The sequence below is a fragment of the Mycobacterium sp. NGS69 genome, from assembly GCF_059812165.1.
Genome location: NZ_JCALCD010000005.1, coordinates 141,571 through 161,377 on the forward strand (window position 1 = coordinate 141,571; position 19,807 = coordinate 161,377).

Below are 19,807 nucleotides of genomic sequence, written 5' to 3' on the forward strand. Positions count from 1 at the left end.
AGGTTACGGTACCGTAGGTTTCGTGAAGCGCACAGAATCGGCGACAATATTGGGCGTAAGCCAGACGCCGGCTAGTGAGCAGGAGCTTCCGCTGGGCAGACGTAACCCATCGATCCGGGGCAACGTCGTCGACACCAAGCGACCCGTTGTGGCCGGCGCCGAGCGGCACCCCGGCTGGCACGCGCTACGCAAGCTCGCCGCCCGCATCACCACCCCGCTGTTGCCCGACGACTACCTGCATCTGGCCAACCCGCTGTGGTCCGCGCGCGAATTGCGGGGCCGCGTCCTCGAGGTCCGCCGCGAGACCGAAGACTCCGCGACGCTGGTGATCAAACCGGGCTGGGGATTCAGCTTCGACTACCAGCCGGGCCAGTACATCGGGATCGGGCTGCTCGTCGACGGGCGCTGGCGCTGGCGGTCCTACTCGCTGACCTCGAGCCCGGCCGAGACCTCCGGCTCGCCGCGCACGGTGACCATCACCGTCAAGGCGATGCCCGAAGGGTTCCTGTCCACCCACCTGGTGGCCGGCGTCGAGCCCGGGACCATCGTGCGGCTGGCCGCGCCGCAGGGCAACTTCGTCCTACCCGACCCGGCGCCGCCGTCGATCCTGTTTCTGACCGCCGGGTCCGGGATCACGCCGGTGATGTCGATGCTGCGAACGTTGGTGCGCCGCAACCAGATTGGTGACGTCACGCACCTGCATTCGGCGCCCACCGAATCCGACGTGATGTTCCGCGCCGAGCTGGCCGCCCTGGCCGCCAACCAGCCGGGCTACCGCTTGCAGGTCCGCGAAACCCGCACGCAGGGCCGGCTCGACCTCTCCTCGCTGGACCAACAGGTTCCGGACTGGCGCGAGCGTCAGACCTGGGCGTGCGGGCCGGAGGGCATGCTCACCCAGGCGCAGAAGGTGTGGTCGTCGGCGGGCATCGGCGACCGGCTGCACCTGGAGCGGTTCGCGGTGACCAAGGCCGCACCCGCCGGGGCAGGCGGAACCGTCACGTTCGTGCGCAGCGGGCGCGAGGTCGCGGCCGACGCCGCGACGTCGTTGATGGACGCCGGCGAAGGCGCCGGTGTGCAGATGCCCTTCGGCTGCAGGATGGGCATCTGCCAGTCCTGCGTGGTAAGCCTGGTGGAAGGCCACGTTCGCGATCTGCGAACCGGCGCCGAACACGATCCCGGAACCCGGATTCAGACCTGTGTGTCGGCCGCGTCCGGCGATTGTGTGCTCGACATCTAAAGGCTACTCAAAGGTAACCTACGGATTCGTAGGTTACGATAGCGTAGGTATTGCACCGACAAGACGACCGTAGGGAGATGACGACGAGTGGCAATCACAGACGTCGACGTATTCGCCCATCTGACGGACGCTGACATCGAGAACCTGGCCGTTGAGCTGGACGCCATCCGCCAGGACATCGAAGACTCTCGGGGGGCGCGCGACGCCCGCTACATCCGCCGCACCATCGCCGCGCAGCGCGCGCTCGAGGTGGCCGGCCGGCTGCTGTTGGCCGCGAGCTCGCGCCGCTCGGCCTGGTGGGCGGGCACCGTCACGCTGGGCGTGGCCAAGATCGTCGAGAACATGGAGATCGGCCACAACGTCATGCACGGCCAGTGGGACTGGATGAACGACCCGGAGATCCACTCCTCGACGTGGGAGTGGGACATGAGCGGGTCGTCCAAGCACTGGCGCTACACCCACAACTTCGTGCACCACAAGTACACCAACATCCTCGGGATGGATGACGACGTCGGCTACGGTCTGTTGCGCGTCACCCGGGATCAGCGCTGGAAGCGCTTCAACATCTTCAACCTGTTCTACAACACCATGCTCGCGCTCCTCTTCGAATGGGGCGTCGGTCTGCAGCACGTGGAGCTCGGCAAGATCGTCAAGAAGCGGATGGCGCAGGACGACGCCCGGCAGCGGGTGGACGAATTCCTGGCCAAGGCGGGCCGGCAGGTCGTCAAGGACTACGTCGCGTTCCCGGCGCTGACCGCGCTGTCGCCCGGCGCGACCTACCGCTCCACGGTGACGGCCAACGCGGTCGCCAACATCATTCGCAACGTGTGGGCCAACGCCGTCATCTTCTGCGGCCACTTCCCCGACGGCGCCGAGAAATTCACCAAGACCGACATGATCGGCGAAACCAAGGGCCAGTGGTATCTGCGCCAGATGCTGGGCAGCGCCAACTTCGAGGGTGGCTGGCTGCTGCGGTTCATGAGCGGCAACCTCTGCCATCAGATCGAGCATCACCTGTACCCGGATCTGCCGAGCAACCGGCTGCACGAGATCTCGGTGCGGGTGCGCGCGCTGTGCGACAAGTACGACTTGCCGTACACCACGGGCTCTTTCCTGGTGCAGTACGGCAAGACGTGGCGCACGCTGGCCAAGCTGTCGCTGCCGAACAAGTACCTGCGCGACGACGCCGACAACGCGCCCGAGACGCGTAGCGAGCGGATGTTCGCCGAATTGGAGCCCGGTTTCGCCGGCACCGATCCGGCCACCGGACGCCGCCGCGGCCTGAAGACCGCCATCGCCACCGTGCGGGATTGGCGACGCGCGAAGAAGCAGCTGAAGCAGGGGTATCGCGACGGCCTGGCCGCCTGACGTCCGGGGTCCTAGGCTCGATGCGGGACCTCGACGCCGGGACTAGAAAGGCACGCGATGCTCGCTGCATTCGGATTCGAAAACCTCGGTGTGGTGGTCGGGGACATGTATTTCGTCGACCCGACCCCGCTGGCCGGACAGGAAACGCCGGAGCGGGGAGTCAGGCTGGAACTTCGCCTGATCGACAAGGACGAGCCGCAGGGATCGATCTACGCGGGCGTCCCGATCGCCTTCACCCGCCCGGTGTGGCGGGTGGACCTCTTCGGGTCCACCGAGAGCCCGCCCGGGACGCTGGACCGGGCCCATCACCATCCGCGGTTCGACGGCTGGGAGCCGGGTCGCCGGCACTTCGTCCCCGAACTGTCGGCCGACCCGGTGGCCTGGCTCGCCGGCCAGCTGGCCGACCCGGCCGCGGTGCTGGAACGGGCGGGCGTCGCGCTGGATGACGTCAGCGAGGCCGATCTGGCCGGGCTGGTCGCGGCGGCCCCGGAGATCGTCGCCGCGGTGAAACGGATGCTCGACGGCGTGCGGGACGGGACGCTGGCCCCCGCCCCCGCCGAGCCGGTTGCCGCCGCCCGCACCGGCTGGCTGTAGACCCGTCGCGATTTGCGAGGCAGCCGGATCCAGATAATCTATTTGCTGCCGCGTAGGCACCAGGGGGGCCACACCGAGGAGTCAACGAATGAAGAAGGCCGCACGATTGACCGCCCCGCTCGCCGCCGTCGTGGGCGGTATCGCCGTCTTCACCGCCGCGATCGCGAGTGCCGACTCAATGGATGACGCGTACCTGCAAACGCTGAAGGACAAGGGAATCACCTGGCCGAGCAGCGCGGACCAGACGATGGTCCAGATCGGGCACGCCGTTTGCACGGACTGGTCTCACGGGTTCACGTTCGAGCAGACCTTCGCCGATGCGAAACAGGGGCTCCCGCAGTTGCAGGACACCTCGCTGGCCAAGATCATGGGTGCGGCGACCGGCGTTTACTGCCCGCAGTACTCCAGCAAGTTCGACTGAGCGAGCGCAGCGTCCAGCTGGCCGACCGGGTTTCGAGGGAGGCGCACCCGTGACCTATATGGGCAAGCCCTATTACCCGATATGGCTGGACAACCTCGCCGAGGACGTCACCTTGGAAGCCGCGGCAATGGACGGCAGCGCCCACGGCGCGGAAGACGTTCGCTCAATCGTGGTGACCGCCCGCGACGTGTACGACGACCAGGAGTTCAATTTCGCCGGACCCGCTGGCGACTACGGCTTCGTCGAGGACTACACGACCGAGATCCGCGGCGTGCGAACCAACGTAATCGTCTGGGTCAGCTTCAACGCCGCGGGGCAGACGCAGCAAGTCGTGGTGAACCACCGGCCTCGCAGTGCGTTGCTGTCGTTCTCCCGTCTGATGCTCGAAAAGTACTCCGGCACCCCGCTTGCCAAACATTGGCAGGGCACTCCGTAAGGGGCGCAAGTAGTTCGGCCAGGCGTGTATCATCCGGTCGATGCCGAACGACAACGCGGCAGCCCGCTGTCCGACGATTCGTGTTGCGGCGATTCAGATGCTCGCCGAATTGGGCGATGTCGACGCCAACCTGGCGATGGCGCAACGCCTCGTGCGGGTCGCCTTCGAACGCGGGGCAAGCTTGGTCATCCTGCCGGAGCTGTTTGCCTCCGGCAATGCGTTTTTCCCCCACATGGCGTCGACGACTCGGGCGATCGACGGCCCGCCGGCCCAGTTGCTCGTGGACTTGGCGCGCGAAGGCAACGCCATGGTCGGCGGCTCGTTTCTGGCGTGGCGCGACGGCCACGTCTATAACACCTTTGTTCTGGCGCTGCCGGACGGAAGCACCCACCGGCACGACAAGGATGCCCCAACCTTCTGGGAGAACTGCTATTACATCGGAGGAGACGATGACGGCGTTCTGCACACCCCCCAGGGCACCATAGGCGCCGCGCTGTGTTGGGAGTTCATCCGATCCAGGACGGCGACGCGGTTGAAGGGAAAGGTCGACATCGTGGTGGGCGGTTCGGGATGGTGGGGCGGGAAGGACAGCGGCCAATCGGATGGCCCTTCGGCCGAGTTCGGCCTTGAAGTGATGAAAGCCGCGCCGAGCCGATTCGCCAGAATGCTTGGCGTGCCGGTGGTTCACGCCGCGCACGCGGGACGGTTCGTGGGGGAGTCCTGGCCCGATGCGGGCGAGAGCTACCCGTCTCGCTACCTGGGCGAGGCTCAAATCGTCGACGGTAACGGCCGCATTCTCGCGCGGATGTCCCGCGAAGAAGGCGAAGGCGTCATCACCGCTGACGTCACGCTCGGTCCCGTAGCGAATGAGCCGGAAGCGATACCGGACAGCTTCTGGATCGCCGATTTTCCCGAAGCGGTTTATCGCCAATGGGAACGTGACCTCGAGACCGGCCACCAGTACTACTTGTCGACCACGCTGCCCTACGTCCGGGAGATGTTCATTCGCTGACTCGGGCCGCAGCTTGCATTCAGGCCGTTACCTTTTCGGCCAGCGCAGCCAGCTTGGCGTCGAGTTCTTCTGCTGCGCTCAGTAATTCGGCGTTGGGTTCGACCACCATCAGCGATGACGGCTTGACATAGGTCAGGCTGGAGCCGGCCCCCTCATCGAGGATCAGCAGCTCGACCGGGGCGAACAGGCCCGCGCTCACGTCGTGGCGCAACATCGTGATCGCGATCAGCGGGTTGCCGAGGATGACGCGTAACACCTTTCGGTTGATGCCGGCTTTCGCGATCCATGCGCCGTGGTCGAACAAACCGAACAACATGAATCCGCTTGGTCCGACGTATTTTCCGACCTCTTGCCGATATGACTCCCAGTCGTCATGCGTCTTGGCGATCTCGTTGATCGGCACCGTGTTGTCGCCGATGTCGGCCAGTAGCGCGGCTAGGAGCTCGTCGAAACCCTTGGCGCTGTCGTGCCGGACCCGCACGCCGTCGAACCTGATTTCGGTCATCGGGCTACCCCAGCCGTTCGATGATGGTGGCGTTGGCCATGCCGCCGCCCTCGCACATCGTCTGCAGCCCGTACCGTCCGCCGCGCTGCTCGAGCGCGTTGACCAGCGTGGTCATGATCCGCGCGCCGCTGGCGCCCAGCGGGTGGCCGATCGCGATGGCGCCGCCGTTGACGTTGGTCTTGGCCAGATCCGCCCCGGTGTCGTGCGCCCAGGCCAGGACGACGGGCGCGAACGCCTCGTTCACCTCGAACAGGTCGATGTCGGCCAGCGTCAGCCCGGCGCGCTGCAACACCTTCTCGGTGGCCGGGATGACCCCGGTCAGCATGTACAGCGGGTCGGAGCCCACCACGGTCGTGGTGTGGATCCGCGCCAGCGGGCGCAAGCCCAGCTTCTTGGCGACCTCGCTGCTGGTGATCAGCACCGCCGCGCTGCCGTCGGACAGCGGCGAGGAGTTGCCGGGCGTGATCTCCCAATTGATCTGCGGGAAGCGCTCTTTCATCGCGTCGCTGTAGAACGCCGGCTGCAGGGCGGCCAGCGTCTCGACCGTGGTGCCGGGCCGGATGATCTCGTCGGTCGTCAGCCCGGCGATCGGGATCAGCTCGTTGTCGAAGAGCCCGTCCTTGGTGGCCCGGGCGGCCTTGTCGTGGCTGCCGGCGGAGAACTCGTCGAGCTGGGTGCGCGAGAAGCCCCACTTGGCCGCGATCAGCTCAGCGCTGATGCCCTGCGGGACGAGCCCGTCGGGGTAGCGCGCGTCCATGCCCGCGCCGAACGGGTTGCTGCCGGGCAGCACCTGGGTGCCCATCGGTACCCGGCCCATCGATTCCACCCCACCGGCGACGACGAGGTCATACGCGCCGGCGATCACGCCCTGGGCGGCGAAGCTGATGGCCTGCTGGCTGCTGCCGCACTGGCGGTCGATGGTGACACCGGGGACCGAATCCGGGAATCCGGCGCCGAGCAGCGCGTTGCGCGCGATGTTGACGGCCTGGTCGCCGACCTGGGTGACGGCGCCGGCGATGACGTCGTCGACGCGCTCCGGGTCGACGCCCGTGCGGGCCACCAGTTCGCGCAGGCTGTGGGCCAGCAGGTCGGCGGGCAGCACGTCGTGCAGCGCGCCGCTGGCCTTGCCCTTGCCGATCGGGGTGCGCACGGCATCGACGATGACGGCGTCGCGACCTTGAACCATGGCTCCTCCTCGAGTCCGAAGCTGGGTATCACTAGCTGTACCCAGGTAAACATCTAGGTACACTAAAATCAACCCAGACTGGGAGGTGATCTGCGTGACATTTCTTCAGGGCGCGCTGGCGGACCGCGAGAAGTGGTCGCCGGTCGGCGAATGCGCGATCGAGAAGACCATGGCGGTGATCGGCACCAAGTCCGCGATGCTGATCATGCGCGAGGCCTACTACGGCACCACCCGGTTCGACGACTTCGCCCGCCGGGTCGGCATCACCAAGGCGGCCACGTCGGCGCGGCTGGCCGAACTCGTCGACTTGGGCCTGCTGGAGCGGCGGCCCTACCGCGAACCCGGGCAGCGCGGCCGCGAGGAGTACGTGCTGACCGACGCGGGAGTCGACTTCATGCCGGTGGTTTGGGCGATGTTCGAGTGGGGCCGGCGCCATCTGCCCGGCCGCAACCGGCTGCGGCTCACGCACGTGGGCTGCGGCGCCGAGGCGAGCGTCGAAATCCGCTGCACCGAGGGGCATCTGGTGCCGCCGGGCGAGCTGGGCATGCGGCTGGCCAAGTCCGGTTGAGCACCGGCGCGAGGGTGCGCAAAATGTACGCCTATTACGGCGCGTCGGCGCACCAACACGCACGCTCGCCGAGCTTGTCAGCTCTCCCTGAGCACGGCCAACAGCCGCCGGGCCGCGGCCACGCGGCGCGCCGCCGGTCCGGACAGGGTGTCCAGCGCGCATTCGGGGTCGGCCGGCGGGCCCATGTGTCCGCAGCCGCGGGGGCAGTCGTCGATTGCCTCGGCCAGGTCCGAGAACGCGTCCAGGACGTCGTCGGGCCGGATGTGGGCCAGCCCGAACGAGCGGATTCCCGGGGTGTCGATCACCCAGCCGGATCCTTCCAGCGGAAGTGCGACCGACTGGGTCGACGTGTGCCGGCCCCGGCCGATCTCGGTGACCGCGCCGACGGCCCGATCCGCTTCCGGCACAAGGCGATTCACCAGGGTCGACTTGCCGACGCCGGAGTGCCCGAGCAGCACGGTGATCTTCCCGGCGATCAGCCCGGCCACCGCCAGCAGCGGATCGTCGACGCCGGCGGCGACCACCGTCAGGTCCAGGTCCACGAAGTGCTCGGCGAACGGCCCCGGCGGGGCGAGGTCGGTCTTGGTCAGGCACAGGATCGGCGTCAGACCGCCGGCGTAGGCGGCGATCAGCGCCCGGTCGACCAGCCCGGTGCGCGGCGGCGGGTCGGCCAGCGCGACGACGATCAGCAGCTGGTCGGCGTTGGCGACCACCACGCGTTCGGTGGGGTCGGTGTCATCGGCGGTGCGCCGCAACACCGTTCGCCGCTCGCTGCGGCGCACGATGCGGGCCAGGGTGTCCGTCCGCCCGGACAGGTCGCCGACCAGGTCGACGTCGTCGCCGACGACGATCGGGGTGCGGCCCAGCTCGCGCGCCCGCATGGCCGTGACCCGGCGGTCGGGCCGGCCGCCCAGCACGCACCCCCAGCGCCCGCGGTCGACGCTGACCACCATGGCGGCCTCGGCGTCGGCGTGCTCCGGACGGGTCTTCGTTCGCGGTCGCGAGCCCCTGCCGGAGCGGACCTTGACGTCGGACTCGTCGTAGTCGCCGGGCTTCAAACGCCGGGCTCCAGCATGTCGGCCCACAACCGCGGAAACTCCGGCAGCGTCTTGCCGGTTGAGCCGATGTCGTCCACCGCCACCCCGGGGACCCGCAGCCCGACGATCGCGCCGGCCATCGCCATCCGGTGGTCGGCGTAGGCGCGCCAGGTGCCGGCGTGCAGCGGCTTCGCGGTGATCACCAGGCCGTCGGGCGTCTCGACGCAGTCGCCGCCCAGGCGGTTGATCTCGGCGCTCAGCGCGGCCAGCCGATCGGTCTCGTGGCCGCGCAGGTGGGCGATGCCCGACAGCCGGGACACCGACCCGGGGGTGGCCAGCGCGGCCAGCGCCGCCACCGACGGCGTCAGCTCCCCGACCGCGCGCAGGTCGACGCCAAAGCCGGGGTACCCGGCCGGCCCGCTCACCTCGAGATACGAATCGGTTTGCGTCACAACGGCATTGAGCTTGCCCAGGACGCTCAGGATGTCGCCGGCGGGTTGCACGCTGGTCGCCGGCCAGCCGGTGATGCGCACCGTTCCGCCGCTGACCACGGCCGCCGCCAGGAACGGGACGGCGTTGGTGAGGTCGGGTTCGACCTCCCAGTGCCGGGCCGCGACCGCGCCGGCGCGCACGCGCCAGCGGTTGGGGACGGAGTCGTCGACGTCGACCCCGGCCTGGCGCAGCATCACGATCGTCATCGCGATGTGCGGCGCGGACGGCACCGCGGACCCGGTGTGCTGGACGGTCAGGCCCTGCGTGAACGACGCCGCGGACAGCAGCAGGCCCGAAACGAACTGCGAGGACGCCGACGCGTCGATGGCCACGGTGCCGCCTGCCACCGACCCGCCGCCGTGGACCCGAAACGGCAGACCGCTGCCGTCGATCTTCACGCCCAGGCCGCGCAGGGCGTCCAGCAGCGGCGCGATGGGCCGGGCCCGGGCCTGCTCGTCGCCGTCGAACTCGACCACCGAATCGGCCAGCGCCGCCAGCGGCGGCACGAACCGCAGGACCGTGCCCGCCAGGCCGCAATCCACCGTGGCGCCCGGCGCCGGCGCGATCCCGCCGCCGACGGTCAGCTCGGAGCCGGGCCCGTCGACACGCAGGCCCAGGGTGCGCAGCGCCCCGATCATCAGGTCGGTGTCGCGGCTGCGCAACGCCCCGTTGAGGGTCGAGGTGCCTTGTCCCTGCGCGGCCGCCAGCCCCGCCAGCACCAGCGCCCGGTTGGTCTGCGACTTCGAGCCGGGGACCGTGACGGTCGCGCGCACCGGTCCGGTCGCCTGGGGGGCCGTCCACGAGCTCACGTGCTTCATCCTGCCGTACCGGGCACCATGGGTGTTATGTGCGGACGTTTTGCCGTGACGACCGATCCGGCCAAGCTGGCCGAGAAGATCAAGGCGATCGACGAGGCGACCGGCACGTCTGAACGCGCGGGCGGGCCCAACTACAACGTCGCCCCCACCGCGACCATCGCGACCGTGGTCACCCGGCACACCGAGCCCGACGACGACCCCACCCGGCGCGTCCGGCTGATGCGGTGGGGCCTGATCCCGCCCTGGGTCAAGGCCGGTCCCGACGGGGCGCCGGAGGGCAACGGCCCGCTGCTGATCAACGCGCGCGCCGACAAGGTCACCAATTCGCCCGCCTTCCGCTCCAGCGCCAAGTCGAAGCGCTGCCTGATCCCGATGGACGGCTACTACGAATGGCGCGTCAACCCCGACCGCGACGGCAAGAAGTCGCGCAAGACGCCGTTCTTCATGTACCGCGAGGACGGCGAGCCGCTGTTCATGGCGGGCCTGTGGTCGGTGTGGAAGCCCAAGGACCAGCAGGACGCCGCGCCGCTGCTGAGTTGCACGATCATCACCACCGACGCGCCCGGCGAGCTGGCGGAGATCCACGACCGGATGCCGTTGGCGCTGCCCGAACGCGACTGGGACCGCTGGCTGGACCCGGACGCCCCGGTCGACGAGGAGCTGCTCACCCGCGCGCCCGACGTGCGGGACATCCGCATGCGCGAGGTGTCGACGCTGGTCAACAGCGTGCGCAACAACGGGCCGCAGCTGCTCGAGCCGGTCGAAGAGCAGTCGGAGCAGATGAAGCTGCTCTAGCGCGCCCCGATTGTCGGATCGCGCCCGAAGCCGGGTCGAACCTGGCTAGCATCTTGAGCCTGGCGGTGCTGGAGATGGGAGCCACCGATGTCGTCGTACGTGATCGCCGCGCCCGTGGCCCTTGTCGAAGCGTCGCAGGGCCTGACCGGGATCGCGGACGCGATCAAGGCGGCCGCCGCCGGGGCGGCTGCGCCGACGACGGGGGTTGTCGCCGCGGCGGGCGATGAGGTTTCGGCGGCCGTCGCGAACGTTTTCGGCAGTTGCGCCACGGAATTTCAGACGCTGACCGCGCGGACGATGGCGATGCAGACCCAGTTCGTGCGGGCGTTGAGTGCGGCCGGCGCCGCGTACGCGGCGGCCGAGGCCGCGAACGTGCCGCCGCTGCAGGCGCTGGAGCAACAGGTCGAGAGCCTGGGCGTGTTGGCGCCCATCGAGCGGCTGCTCGGGCACCCGCTGTTCGGTAGCGCCACCCCCGCCGGTCAAACCGGGTCGCTGCTTGCCACGACCCCCACCGGCGGGGCGGTGACCACCGCGCCGACCACCAACGGGGTGACCGGGGTCAAGACGGGGTTCTCCTTCCTGCAGATCCCGCTCGGCGAGGCCTCGATCTTCGGAATTCCGCTTGGTCAGCTCAGCCTCCCAGCCCCCGCGCACTGGTACTTCCCGACCCAGGCCGACGGCTCGGTGCACGCCAACGGCGTGATCTACCTGCAGCACGGCTTCGGGGCGATCGGGTGGTTCTACGACCCGCTGGCCATGCAGCTGGCCCAGCAGACCGACAGCATCGTGGTGGTGCCCACCGTGCCGTCGCTTCCGTTGCCGTTCGGCGCCTGGCTGGGCGGCCCGCAGCTGCAGCAGGGCGTGGCCTCGCTGTTCCTCGGCAGCGAGACGGCGCTGAACATCAGCGCGAACCACGCCGGCTACCAGGGCACGCTGCCGGTGGATTTCATCCTGGCCGGACACTCCGCCGGCGGTGGCCTCGCCACGATCGCCGCCGGCGATTACATCGCGGACCTCGGGACGAACACCGCCAGCAATCACCTCCTCGGCGTGGTGATGTTCGACGGGGTCGCGATGGATTCCTCGGCCTTCGCGACGGCGGTGGCCAACCTGCAGGCGTTGCACATTCCCGACTACGTGGTGGCCGCGCCGCCCCAGCCGTGGAACGCGTTCGGCGCCACCACCAACCAACTGATCAGCCTGTACCCGGGGCAGTTCGTCGGGGTCGAGCTCGTCAACGGCTCGCATGTCGACTCGATGGTGGGCGGGCATCCCCTTGTCGACTTCGTCGCCCAGCTGGTGACCAGGTTCTCCCCGCCCGGCAACACCGCGGCGGTGTACACCCTGGCCACGGGCTGGATCAACGACATCTACGCCGGGGCGGGCCCGACCGACCCGATCTACGGCGTCTACGGGCCCACCGGCGGCTACCTGCCCCCCGGCGGCCAGCCGATCATTCTCGGCAACGCCGCCGGGATCGTGCTGTGACCGCCTATACGTACACATTCGAGGACGTCCGCGACCGCCCGGTGGCGGTGGTCGGGGCCGGAACGCTGGGCCGGCGCATCGCGGTGATGTTCGCCAGCCGCGGTGGAACCGTGCGAATCCACGCGCGGCGTGCGGAGCAACTGGAAGCGGCCACCCGGTATGTGGACGAGACCCTGCCAAGGGTGCTGCAGCAGAGGGGCTTTGGCGAAGCCGGTGCCGCGACGGGCGTCGGATCGCTGGACGAGGCGCTCGAGGACGCGTGGCTCGTCGTGGAATCCGTCCCGGAGAAGCTCGAGATCAAGATCCCGCTGTGGGGCGAGATCGACCGGGCGGCGCCGCCGGGCACGATCTTCGCGACCAACTCGTCGTCGTACCCGTCGCGCCTGATGGCCGAAAAGGTCCGCGACAAAACGCGTTTGTGCAACATGCACTTCTACATGCCGCCGGAGCTCAACGCGGTCGACCTGATGTCGGACGGCCAGACCGACCGCGGCCTGCTGGACACGCTGCTGGCCGTGCTGCCCGAATTCGGCATTGCGCCCTTCGAGGCCCGCAAGGAGTCCACCGGCTTCATCTTCAACCGCATCTGGGCGGCCATCAAGCGCGAGTCGCTGGCCGTGGTCGCCGAGGGGGTGGCCCGCCCGGAGGATGTCGACGGGATGTTCAAGGCGAACTGGGGCGTGCCGGCCGGGCCGTTCCAGATGATGGACCTGGTGGGCCTCGACGTGGTGCTCGACATCGAAAACCATTACGCCGCAGAGTTTCCGCACCTACCGAAGAGCGTGCGCGACCTGCTGGCGTCCTACGTGGATGCCGGCAAGCTCGGCGTCAAGACCGGCGAGGGTTTCTACAAGTATTGACTTGGCTTTTCAGTTGCTGAGCACCAGGCGCCACTGGCCGGCGGCCGTGCGGTCGGGGACACACCAGAAGTTGTTCCAGTTCCCCGGCGTCGATGCCTTCACGCCCGGCCCGGCGTCCTGGCAGGCCTCCCGGGTCGGATAACTGCCCTCGGTCTGGATCGTGTCCGCCTTGCTGATGCCCACGCCGGTCGTCAGTAACCCGGCAAAGGCCAGCACGACCGCTGCGACAATCTTGTTCACCGCATCCTCCTAGCGCGCTCGATGCATGCGACGAGCGTAGTCATATGACTACGCTCGCACAAGGGTGCGCAGCGCGAGCTGGGCGGCGTTGGCGCCGCACATGCCGTGCGCCCCGGGGCCCGGCGGTGTCGCCGCGGAGCAGATGTACATCCCGGGAACGCCAATGGTATAGGGCGACAGCGTGATTCGGGGTCCGAACGTCAGCTGTCGGATGTCCTTGGCGCCGGTCATGATGTCGCCGCCGTCGTAGTTGGGGTTGAAGGTCGCCATCTGGGCGGTCGAACGAACCGCGCGGCCGACGACGCGTTCGGTGAATCCGGGGGCGAATCGCTCGATCTGGGCGACGATGGCCTCGGTGGCGTCGCCGGCGTAGCCGTTGGGGACGTGCGCGTAGGTCCACACCGGGTGCGTATCGCCCACCGAGCGTTGCGGATCGGCGAGATACTGCTGACCGACCAGCACGAACGGCCGCTCGGGCATGCGGCCGGCGTGGATCTCCCGCTCGGTCGCGGCCAGCTCGGCGTAGGTGCCGGCCAGGTGCACGGTGCCGGCCCGGCGCGCGTCGGGGTTCGCCCACGGCACGCCGCCCTCGACGGCGAAGTCGACCTTGAACGCGCCGGGGCCGCGGCGAAACCTGCTGAAGGCGCGGGAAACCCGGCGTGGCAGGCGATCCCCCAGGATCCGGGCGACCGCGCCCGGATCCAGGTCGAACATGGTGATGTCCGTGGGCGGCAACTGCGCGGCCGCCTTGACCCGCACGCCGGTCTCGATCTTGCCGCCCAGGTCGGTCAGCAGCGCGGCCAGGGCGTTGGCGATCGATTGCGATCCGCCTTCGGCCACCGCCCAGCCGTGCCGGTGGCCCGCGGCGATCAGGCCCAGGGCGATGGCGGAGGTCATCGGGTAGTGCAGCGGCCGAAAGGTGTGCGCCGCAACGCCTCCGAACAACGCGCGGCCCTCGTCGGTGCGGAACAGCCGGGCGAACGTCGATCCCGGAAGGAGCGTGGGCGCGCCGAACCGGGCCAGCATCATCGGGTGATGCGGGACCCGCAGCAGCGGCCCCATGATGTCCTCGCTAAGGGCGTCGAACCGGGCGGCGGAGTAACCGAACGCGAGCCGCCAGCGCGGCCCGTCGGGGCCCAGGCCTGCCGCGGTCTGGTCCACCGAGCGGTGCAGCACGCCCGCGCCGCCGCCGTCGAGGGGGTGCACACAATCGATCTCGGGCCAGCGCCACCTCAGCCCGTACCGCGCCATGTCGAAGCGGCCCAGGAAACTCGAGCCGACGGCCATCGGGTGGATCGCGGAGCAGTGATCGTGCAGCAGACCCGGGACGATCGCCTCGCCGCTGCGGGTGCCGCCGCCCACCTCGTCGGCGGCCTCGAGCAGCGTCACCTGCACGCCCTCGGCGGCCAGGCAAACGGCGGCCGCCAGGCCGTTGGGCCCGGCGCCCACCACCAGCGCGGTTGTCATGCCTCCATACAACAGGAATTTTGGGTGGACGTTGTTCGCGATACCCGTGCGCGATACCGAATCGTGTCGCCAGAGACATTTTCTTTACGCCGACGAGGGCGAATCATATTCACATGACGAATACCGATCAGACCGTTTTTGAAGGTCCACTGAAGCAGCTTGCTCGCAGCGCGTGGCAGCTGCTGCTGCTCATCGGCCTCGCCGCCGTGGCGCTGGGCGTCATCGTGCTGGTCTGGCCAGGCAAGACACTGTTCGTTGCGGGGGTCTTGTTCGGCATCTACCTGGTGGTGTCCGGGATCGGATACATGTTTGCTGCCTTCGGCACCCACGCCGGGGTGGCAATGAGAGTTCTGACATTCATCACCGGTGTCGTCTCGCTGGTGCTGGGATTCTTCTGCTTCCGCGAAGAATTCGAGGCGGTCTGGCTGTTGGCCATCTGGATCGGCATCGGCTGGCTGTTCCGCGGGATGACGCTGCTCGCCGCGGCGTTGTCGTTCGACCACATGCCGGGGCGCGCCTGGCAGGCGCTGACCGGGCTGATCATCGTGATCGGCGGCGCCGTCATGATCGTCTCGCCGCTCCGGTCGATCGCGATCCTGACCCTGGTGGCCGGCTGGTGGTTGATCGTCATCGGCGTCATGGACATCGTCACCGCGTTCCAGACCCGCAGCCGGGCGAAGCACCTGCCCGGCTAGGGCAGTCGGCGCTCGACCTCGAACGCGAGGCACAGCTCGGCGAGATCCCTTGGCCGCGAGAGGGAGCGGCTCGTCAGCTCCTCGATGCGGTGCAGCCGGTGGCGCACCGTGTTGGGGTGGCAGAAGATCCGCGTCGCGGTGTCGTTGGCCGAGCCGCCCGCCTCGACCCAGGCCCGGAAAGTGTCGATCAGGATGCTGCGTTCCTCGGCGGGCAGTTCCTCGACGCGGGAGAGCACCAGCGCCTTGATCCTCGCCATCACTTCGGGCGCGCTGACCGCCGCGACGGCCAGTGGGGTGTCATCGAACAGGGAGATCAGCGAGTCGCCGGAGGGCTTGCCGGTCACCGCGACCCTGGCCAGTCGCAACGCGTCGCTGGTCTCGGCCAGGTCGCGAAACGCCGGGCTGATGCCGACTCGCGCCGTCGCGGCCTCGTGCAGCACCTCGACGAGGGGCTCCACCGTCGCCGAATTCGCCGGCCCGCGAAGATGGACGATGCCCACCTGCAGGTCGGGCAGGAGCCGCCACGCGGACCGGATGTCGCGGGCGGACAGCTTGTTCTCGATCGCCAGCAACCCCAGCTTCCCGATCGCGGGCAGCTCGGCCGCCACCACGACGTAGGGTCCCACGGTGGGCAGCCGCAGCAGATCGGCTGCCTCCCAGAGGCTTTGCTTGTCGGTGATCCGGTGCGCCAGCAGCGCTTCGACCAACGCCGATCGTTCTTCTTCCCGCTCGACGATCTGCGCGGTCAGCTGTTGACGGTAGGCGTTGGCCATCGCCTGGGTGAAGGTGTCCTGCGCAAAGAAGATCCGGGCGGTGGCGTCCAGGACCGCGTCGGTCGGTATTGCCGCGGCGCGGGCGACGGACAGGGTCTCCTCCCACACGAACCGAAAACCGATCCGGTAGGCGGTCATCACCGCCGGCAGCGGCACACCGGCGAGCGCGCGCTCGGTGCCGGTACGCTCCGCGCGCGAAACATCGACGTCGACGTCGGCGGCGCCGGCGAGCGAGTTGAATATGAACGTCACGTTCGCCACGCAGCTTTCGGCCACCTGCTCCGTCGTGACGACGGTGCCGTCCCGGTAGGCGTCGATGTCGCGGCACAGCACGTCCGCCATCGCTCGTCCCAGTTCCGGTGCCCGGGACAGCATGAGCCTGCCGAGCTCGACGACGTGGGGGTCCACTGTCGTCGCGCCGGGCCGGACGCCGCGGCTTTTCGATGCCACGCCCATACCGCAAACCTTATGCCCGGGCGCCGGTGAGTGTGAGCGGTCACAGCCAACCGGCGCGGTTGTTGTTTTCGCGAACATTGCTGGCCGGGCACGGCCGGATCACGCTTGAAGCACAGGAAAGCACGTCCCGGAGGCACCCCATGACCGCCTTGAGCGCCAATCTCGTTGCGTCGAAAGACCGTCACCCGGACCGGGTGGCGCTGCGGTGTGACGAATTGCGGTTCAGCTACGCCGAATTCGACGCCGCCGCGGCCCGGGTCGCGACGCTGCTGGAACGTGCCGGAATCGAGCCCGGTGACCGGGTGGGCGTGATGCTGCCCAACACACCCGCGTTCGCGATCGTGTTCTACGGCATCATGTACCGCGGCGCCGTCGCGGTCCCGATGAACCCCCTGCTCAAGCGCCGCGAGGTGGCCTACTACCTGTCCAACACGGCCGCCAAGGCGTTGTTCGCGACGCGGGCCTTCGGCGAGGAGGCCACCGCGGGCGCCGCCGAGACCGGGGCGCAATGCGTGCTCGTCGACGACGCCGCGCTGGGCGCCCTGATCGCCGACCTGCCCGCCGGGCACGCCCCGGTGCGGCGTGACGACGAGGACGTCGCGGTCATCCTGCACACCTCGGGAACGACCGGAAAGCCCAAGGGCGCCATGCTCACTCACAGCAATCTGGGTCGCAATGCCGAGGTCAGCGTGCGCACCCTGGTCGAGATCGGTCCCGACGACGTGGTGATGGGCTGCCTGCCGCTGTTTCACGTCTTCGGCCTCACCTGCGGGCTCAACGGCGCCGTCCTCGCCGGCGCGACGTTGACCCTCGTTCCCCGATTCGACCCGCGCAAGGCGCTCGAGGTCATCGAGCGCGACGCGGTGACGGTGTTCCAAGGGGTGCCGACGATGTATTCGGCGCTGCTCGGCGTCGCCGACGAGGCCCGACCCGACGCCACCCGGAGCTTGCGGACCTGCGTCTCCGGCGGCGCCGCGCTGCCCGTCCAGGTGCTCACCGACTTCGAGGAGGCTTTCGGCTGCTCCGTTCTCGAGGGGTACGGGTTATCCGAGAGCTCCCCGGCGGCCGCGTTCAACCATCCCGACCGGCCCCGCAAGGCGGGTTCGATCGGCACCCCGATCGAGGGCGTCGAGATGCGGGTGGTCGACCTGAACGGGGTCGAGGTTCCGCGCGGGGAGGCGGGCGAGATTCAGATCCGCGGCCACAACGTGATGAAGGGCTACTGGAACCTGCCGGACGCCACCAAGGCCACGATCACCGCCGACGGCTGGCTCAACACGGGCGACGTCGGGCGCGTCGACGAGGACGGCTATTTCTACATCGTCGACCGCACCAAGGACATGATCATTCGCGGCGGATACAACGTCTATCCGCGCGAGATCGAGGAGGTGCTCTACGAGCATCCGGCGGTGGCCGAGGCCGCCGTCATCGGCGTCCCGCACGACTCGCTCGGCGAAGACGTCGGCGCCGCCGTCGCGCTCAAGAAGGGCGCGGCCGCAACTCCGGAAGAATTGCGCGAGTACGTCAAGGCGCGGGTCGCCGCGTACAAGTACCCGCGCCTGGTGTGGCTCGTCGACGCGCTGCCCAAGGGGCCGACCGGAAAGGTCCTGAAACGCGAAATCACCCCTCCGACAACGGAAAGCGCACGATAATCATGGCAACTGTAAACACGAAACCCGACGAGCTCGCCGCGCCGCTCGACCTGCTGCTGACCAGCGCTACCAAACCGTTCGTCAGCCGCATGATGCCCGATGCAACCTGGAGCCACTTCGGGGCGAGCCTCGCCCGGCGGCCGGGCGCGGTGGCCGACCGGATCGGCGCGCTGACGCGCGAGCTGGGCGCCATCGCGGTGGGGGATTCGCACCGCGTCCCGGCGCGGGCCGACAAGCGCTTCAGTGACCCTGCCTGGCAGGAGAATCCGGTGCTGCACCGGATCATGCAGGCCTACCTCGCCGGCGCCGAGACCGCGGACGGGCTGCTCGCCGACGCCCAGCTGGACTGGCGCGACAACGAGCGGATGCGGTTCGTCCTCGACAACCTCGTCGAGGGCCTGGCCCCCAGCAACAACCCGCTGATCAGCCCGCTGGGCTGGAAGGCGATGATCGACACCGCGGGCCTGAGCGCGGTCCGCGGCCTGAAAGCCTTTGCGCGGGACATGCTTTCGAAGCCACGGGTGCCGGCGATGGTCGAACCCGACGCGTTCGCCGTCGGCGAGACCCTGGCCGTCACCAAGGGGGCGGTCGTGCTGCAGACCCCGATGTTCGAACTGATCCAGTACGCCCCGCAGACGGCCAAGGTGCGCGAGGTTCCGCTGCTCATGGTGCCGCCGGTGATCAACAAGTTCTACATCATGGATATCGCGCCGGGCCGCAGCATGATCGAGTACTTCGTCCAGCAGGGCCAACAGGTCTTCACGATCTCATGGCGAAATCCGCAAAAGCGACACCGGGATTGGGGATTCGATGCGTACGGCGCCGCGATCGTCGAGGCGATGGACGCGGTGCAGAAGATCGCCGGGACCGACAGCACCCACCTGCTGGCCACCTGCTCGGGAGGCATCCTGGCCGCTATGACGGCGGCCCACCTCGCCGACATCGGCCAGGGCGATCGCATTGCGGGCCTGAACCTGTCGGTGACCGTGCTCGACGAGACCCGCGCCGGATTCGCCGCGGCGGCGATGAGCGACCGCGCGGCCCAGGCGGCGATCCGGGTTTCGGGCCGCAAGGGTTACCTGGACGGGCGCGACATGGCGGAGATGTTCGCCTGGCTGCGGCCCACCGACCTGGTGTGGCGGTACTGGGTGAACAACTATGTGCAGGGCCGGAAGCCGGCGGCGTTCGACGTGTTGTTCTGGAACGCCGACACCACCCGGATGGCCGCCGCGCTGCACCGCGACATGGTGCTGATGGCGGTGCGGAACGCGCTGGTCACCCCCGGCGCGGTCAGCATGCTGGGCAGCCCCGTCGACCTGGGCAAGGTCACGTCCGACGCCTACGTCGTCGGGGGGGGTCGCCGACCACATCTCGCCGTGGCAGGCCACCTATCGCAGCGCGCGCCTGCTCGGCAGCAAGGATAACCGCTACGTGCTGTCCACCAGCGGCCACATCGCGGCGCTGGTCAACCCGCCGGGCAACCCGAAGGCGTCCTTCCGGACCGGTGCCGTCGACGCCGAAGATCCCCAGCAGTGGCTGGAGTCGTCGCAGAAGTCCAGCGACTCCTGGTGGCCGGACTACGCGAATTGGCTCGCCGGGCGGAGCGGCCCCGAGGTCAGGGCGCCGAAACAGCTTGGCGGCGAAGGACTCCCGCCGCTCGGGCCCGCCCCGGGCCGCTACGTGATGGACAAGTGAGTGACGGCACAA

General features: G+C 68.9%; 19 protein-coding genes and 1 pseudogene. 13 read left to right on the forward strand and 7 right to left on the reverse strand.

What is annotated here, in order from left to right; all coding sequences use genetic code 11:
* Positions 1-91 precede the first annotated feature (91 nt).
* The 6 genes from AC5Y2S_RS16590 to AC5Y2S_RS16615 all read left to right on the forward strand — a co-directional run bounded on the left by AC5Y2S_RS16590 (position 92) and on the right by AC5Y2S_RS16615 (position 5,068).
* On the forward strand, positions 92-1,237 hold the full coding sequence (locus AC5Y2S_RS16590; RefSeq protein ID WP_499957409.1) for a ferredoxin reductase: 1,146 nt from the start codon (positions 92-94) through the stop codon (positions 1,235-1,237).
* A gap of 87 nt (positions 1,238-1,324) precedes the next feature.
* Complete coding sequence (locus AC5Y2S_RS16595; protein WP_499957176.1) at positions 1,325-2,605, forward strand: fatty acid desaturase family protein; 1,281 nt, start codon at positions 1,325-1,327, stop codon at positions 2,603-2,605.
* Positions 2,606-2,662: 57 nt separating this feature from the next.
* On the forward strand, positions 2,663-3,199 hold the full coding sequence (locus AC5Y2S_RS16600) for a hypothetical protein (RefSeq protein ID WP_499901425.1): 537 nt from the start codon (positions 2,663-2,665) through the stop codon (positions 3,197-3,199).
* Positions 3,200-3,287: 88 nt separating this feature from the next.
* On the forward strand, positions 3,288-3,620 hold the full coding sequence (locus tag AC5Y2S_RS16605) for a DUF732 domain-containing protein (RefSeq protein WP_499957177.1): 333 nt from the start codon (positions 3,288-3,290) through the stop codon (positions 3,618-3,620).
* Between the two features lie 49 nt (positions 3,621-3,669).
* On the forward strand, positions 3,670-4,056 hold the full coding sequence (locus AC5Y2S_RS16610; protein ID WP_499957178.1) for a hypothetical protein: 387 nt from the start codon (positions 3,670-3,672) through the stop codon (positions 4,054-4,056).
* A 40-nt stretch (positions 4,057-4,096) separates the two neighbouring features.
* Positions 4,097-5,068 (forward strand): carbon-nitrogen hydrolase family protein, encoded by a 972-nt coding sequence (locus AC5Y2S_RS16615; protein WP_499957179.1) that lies wholly within the window; start codon positions 4,097-4,099, stop codon positions 5,066-5,068.
* A gap of 19 nt (positions 5,069-5,087) precedes the next feature.
* On the opposite strand, the gene AC5Y2S_RS16620 is transcribed toward AC5Y2S_RS16615, so the two are convergent.
* The gene (locus AC5Y2S_RS16620; protein ID WP_499957180.1) at positions 5,088-5,573 is read right to left on the reverse strand and encodes a DUF302 domain-containing protein; all 486 of its coding nucleotides are present in this window, start codon (positions 5,571-5,573) and stop codon (positions 5,088-5,090) included.
* A gap of 4 nt (positions 5,574-5,577) precedes the next feature.
* A complete protein-coding gene (locus AC5Y2S_RS16625; protein ID WP_499957181.1) occupies positions 5,578-6,759 on the reverse strand; it encodes a thiolase family protein in 1,182 nt (393 codons plus the stop codon).
* A gap of 94 nt (positions 6,760-6,853) precedes the next feature.
* On the opposite strand from AC5Y2S_RS16625, the gene AC5Y2S_RS16630 reads away from it, so the two are divergent.
* Positions 6,854-7,327, forward strand: coding sequence for a winged helix-turn-helix transcriptional regulator (locus tag AC5Y2S_RS16630; RefSeq protein ID WP_499957182.1), 474 nt, complete (start codon positions 6,854-6,856; stop codon positions 7,325-7,327).
* A gap of 77 nt (positions 7,328-7,404) precedes the next feature.
* Here the strand turns inward: AC5Y2S_RS16630 and rsgA are convergent, their stop codons facing one another.
* Positions 7,405-8,385, reverse strand: a complete 981-nt coding sequence (gene rsgA / locus AC5Y2S_RS16635; protein ID WP_499957183.1) for a ribosome small subunit-dependent GTPase A — start codon at positions 8,383-8,385, stop codon at positions 7,405-7,407.
* A complete protein-coding gene (aroA, locus tag AC5Y2S_RS16640) occupies positions 8,382-9,665 on the reverse strand; it encodes a 3-phosphoshikimate 1-carboxyvinyltransferase (RefSeq protein ID WP_499957184.1) in 1,284 nt (427 codons plus the stop codon). The genes rsgA and aroA overlap by 4 nt, the downstream gene beginning before the upstream one ends.
* A gap of 36 nt (positions 9,666-9,701) precedes the next feature.
* On the opposite strand from aroA, the gene AC5Y2S_RS16645 reads away from it, so the two are divergent.
* The 3 genes from AC5Y2S_RS16645 to AC5Y2S_RS16655 all read left to right on the forward strand — a co-directional run bounded on the left by AC5Y2S_RS16645 (position 9,702) and on the right by AC5Y2S_RS16655 (position 12,817).
* Positions 9,702-10,469, forward strand: a complete 768-nt coding sequence (locus AC5Y2S_RS16645; RefSeq protein WP_499957185.1) for an SOS response-associated peptidase — start codon at positions 9,702-9,704, stop codon at positions 10,467-10,469.
* A gap of 87 nt (positions 10,470-10,556) precedes the next feature.
* Positions 10,557-11,957: a PE family protein gene (locus tag AC5Y2S_RS16650; RefSeq protein WP_499957186.1), complete on the forward strand. Its 1,401-nt coding sequence runs from the start codon at positions 10,557-10,559 to the stop codon at positions 11,955-11,957.
* Positions 11,954-12,817 (forward strand): 3-hydroxyacyl-CoA dehydrogenase family protein, encoded by an 864-nt coding sequence (locus AC5Y2S_RS16655; protein ID WP_499957187.1) that lies wholly within the window; start codon positions 11,954-11,956, stop codon positions 12,815-12,817. The genes AC5Y2S_RS16650 and AC5Y2S_RS16655 overlap by 4 nt, the downstream gene beginning before the upstream one ends.
* Before the next feature lie 9 nt (positions 12,818-12,826).
* Here AC5Y2S_RS16655 and AC5Y2S_RS16660 read toward each other — a convergent pair whose 3' ends face one another.
* Both AC5Y2S_RS16660 and AC5Y2S_RS16665 read right to left on the reverse strand, forming a co-directional pair.
* Positions 12,827-13,057, reverse strand: a complete 231-nt coding sequence (locus AC5Y2S_RS16660; RefSeq protein WP_499957188.1) for a hypothetical protein — start codon at positions 13,055-13,057, stop codon at positions 12,827-12,829.
* Between the two features lie 48 nt (positions 13,058-13,105).
* The gene (locus tag AC5Y2S_RS16665; RefSeq protein WP_499957189.1) at positions 13,106-14,524 is read right to left on the reverse strand and encodes a phytoene desaturase family protein; all 1,419 of its coding nucleotides are present in this window, start codon (positions 14,522-14,524) and stop codon (positions 13,106-13,108) included.
* 113 nt (positions 14,525-14,637) lie between these two features.
* On the opposite strand from AC5Y2S_RS16665, the gene AC5Y2S_RS16670 reads away from it, so the two are divergent.
* Positions 14,638-15,219, forward strand: coding sequence for an HdeD family acid-resistance protein (locus AC5Y2S_RS16670; RefSeq protein WP_499957190.1), 582 nt, complete (start codon positions 14,638-14,640; stop codon positions 15,217-15,219).
* On the opposite strand, the gene AC5Y2S_RS16675 is transcribed toward AC5Y2S_RS16670, so the two are convergent.
* Entirely contained in the window at positions 15,216-16,448 is a 1,233-nt protein-coding gene (locus AC5Y2S_RS16675; protein ID WP_499957191.1) for a PucR family transcriptional regulator, read from the reverse strand. The two genes, AC5Y2S_RS16670 and AC5Y2S_RS16675, sit on opposite strands and share 4 nt — an antisense overlap.
* Positions 16,449-16,588: 140 nt before the next feature.
* Here AC5Y2S_RS16675 and AC5Y2S_RS16680 point away from each other — a divergent pair, with 140 nt between their 5' ends.
* Together AC5Y2S_RS16680 and AC5Y2S_RS16685 are read left to right on the forward strand one after the other, a co-directional pair.
* On the forward strand, positions 16,589-18,100 hold the full coding sequence (locus AC5Y2S_RS16680; RefSeq protein ID WP_499957192.1) for a long-chain-fatty-acid--CoA ligase: 1,512 nt from the start codon (positions 16,589-16,591) through the stop codon (positions 18,098-18,100).
* A 2-nt stretch (positions 18,101-18,102) separates the two neighbouring features.
* Positions 18,103-19,795 (forward strand): annotated as a pseudogene (locus AC5Y2S_RS16685) (PHA/PHB synthase family protein).
* The last annotated feature ends 12 nt before the right edge of the window (positions 19,796-19,807 follow it).

Coding starts and splice junctions, on each gene's coding strand:
- AC5Y2S_RS16600 (WP_499901425.1), top strand. CDS start 2,663: ATGCTCGCTGCATTCGGATTCGAAAACCTCGGTGTGGTGGTCGGGGAC.
- AC5Y2S_RS16605 (WP_499957177.1), top strand. CDS start 3,288: ATGAAGAAGGCCGCACGATTGACCGCCCCGCTCGCCGCCGTCGTGGGC.
- AC5Y2S_RS16615 (WP_499957179.1), top strand. CDS start 4,097: ATGCCGAACGACAACGCGGCAGCCCGCTGTCCGACGATTCGTGTTGCG.
- AC5Y2S_RS16620 (WP_499957180.1), bottom strand. CDS start 5,573: ATGACCGAAATCAGGTTCGACGGCGTGCGGGTCCGGCACGACAGCGCC.
- AC5Y2S_RS16625 (WP_499957181.1), bottom strand. CDS start 6,759: ATGGTTCAAGGTCGCGACGCCGTCATCGTCGATGCCGTGCGCACCCCG.
- AC5Y2S_RS16645 (WP_499957185.1), top strand. CDS start 9,702: ATGTGCGGACGTTTTGCCGTGACGACCGATCCGGCCAAGCTGGCCGAG.
- AC5Y2S_RS16650 (WP_499957186.1), top strand. CDS start 10,557: ATGTCGTCGTACGTGATCGCCGCGCCCGTGGCCCTTGTCGAAGCGTCG.
- AC5Y2S_RS16665 (WP_499957189.1), bottom strand. CDS start 14,524: ATGACAACCGCGCTGGTGGTGGGCGCCGGGCCCAACGGCCTGGCGGCC.
- AC5Y2S_RS16670 (WP_499957190.1), top strand. CDS start 14,638: ATGACGAATACCGATCAGACCGTTTTTGAAGGTCCACTGAAGCAGCTT.
- AC5Y2S_RS16675 (WP_499957191.1), bottom strand. CDS start 16,448: ATGGGCGTGGCATCGAAAAGCCGCGGCGTCCGGCCCGGCGCGACGACA.
- AC5Y2S_RS16680 (WP_499957192.1), top strand. CDS start 16,589: ATGACCGCCTTGAGCGCCAATCTCGTTGCGTCGAAAGACCGTCACCCG.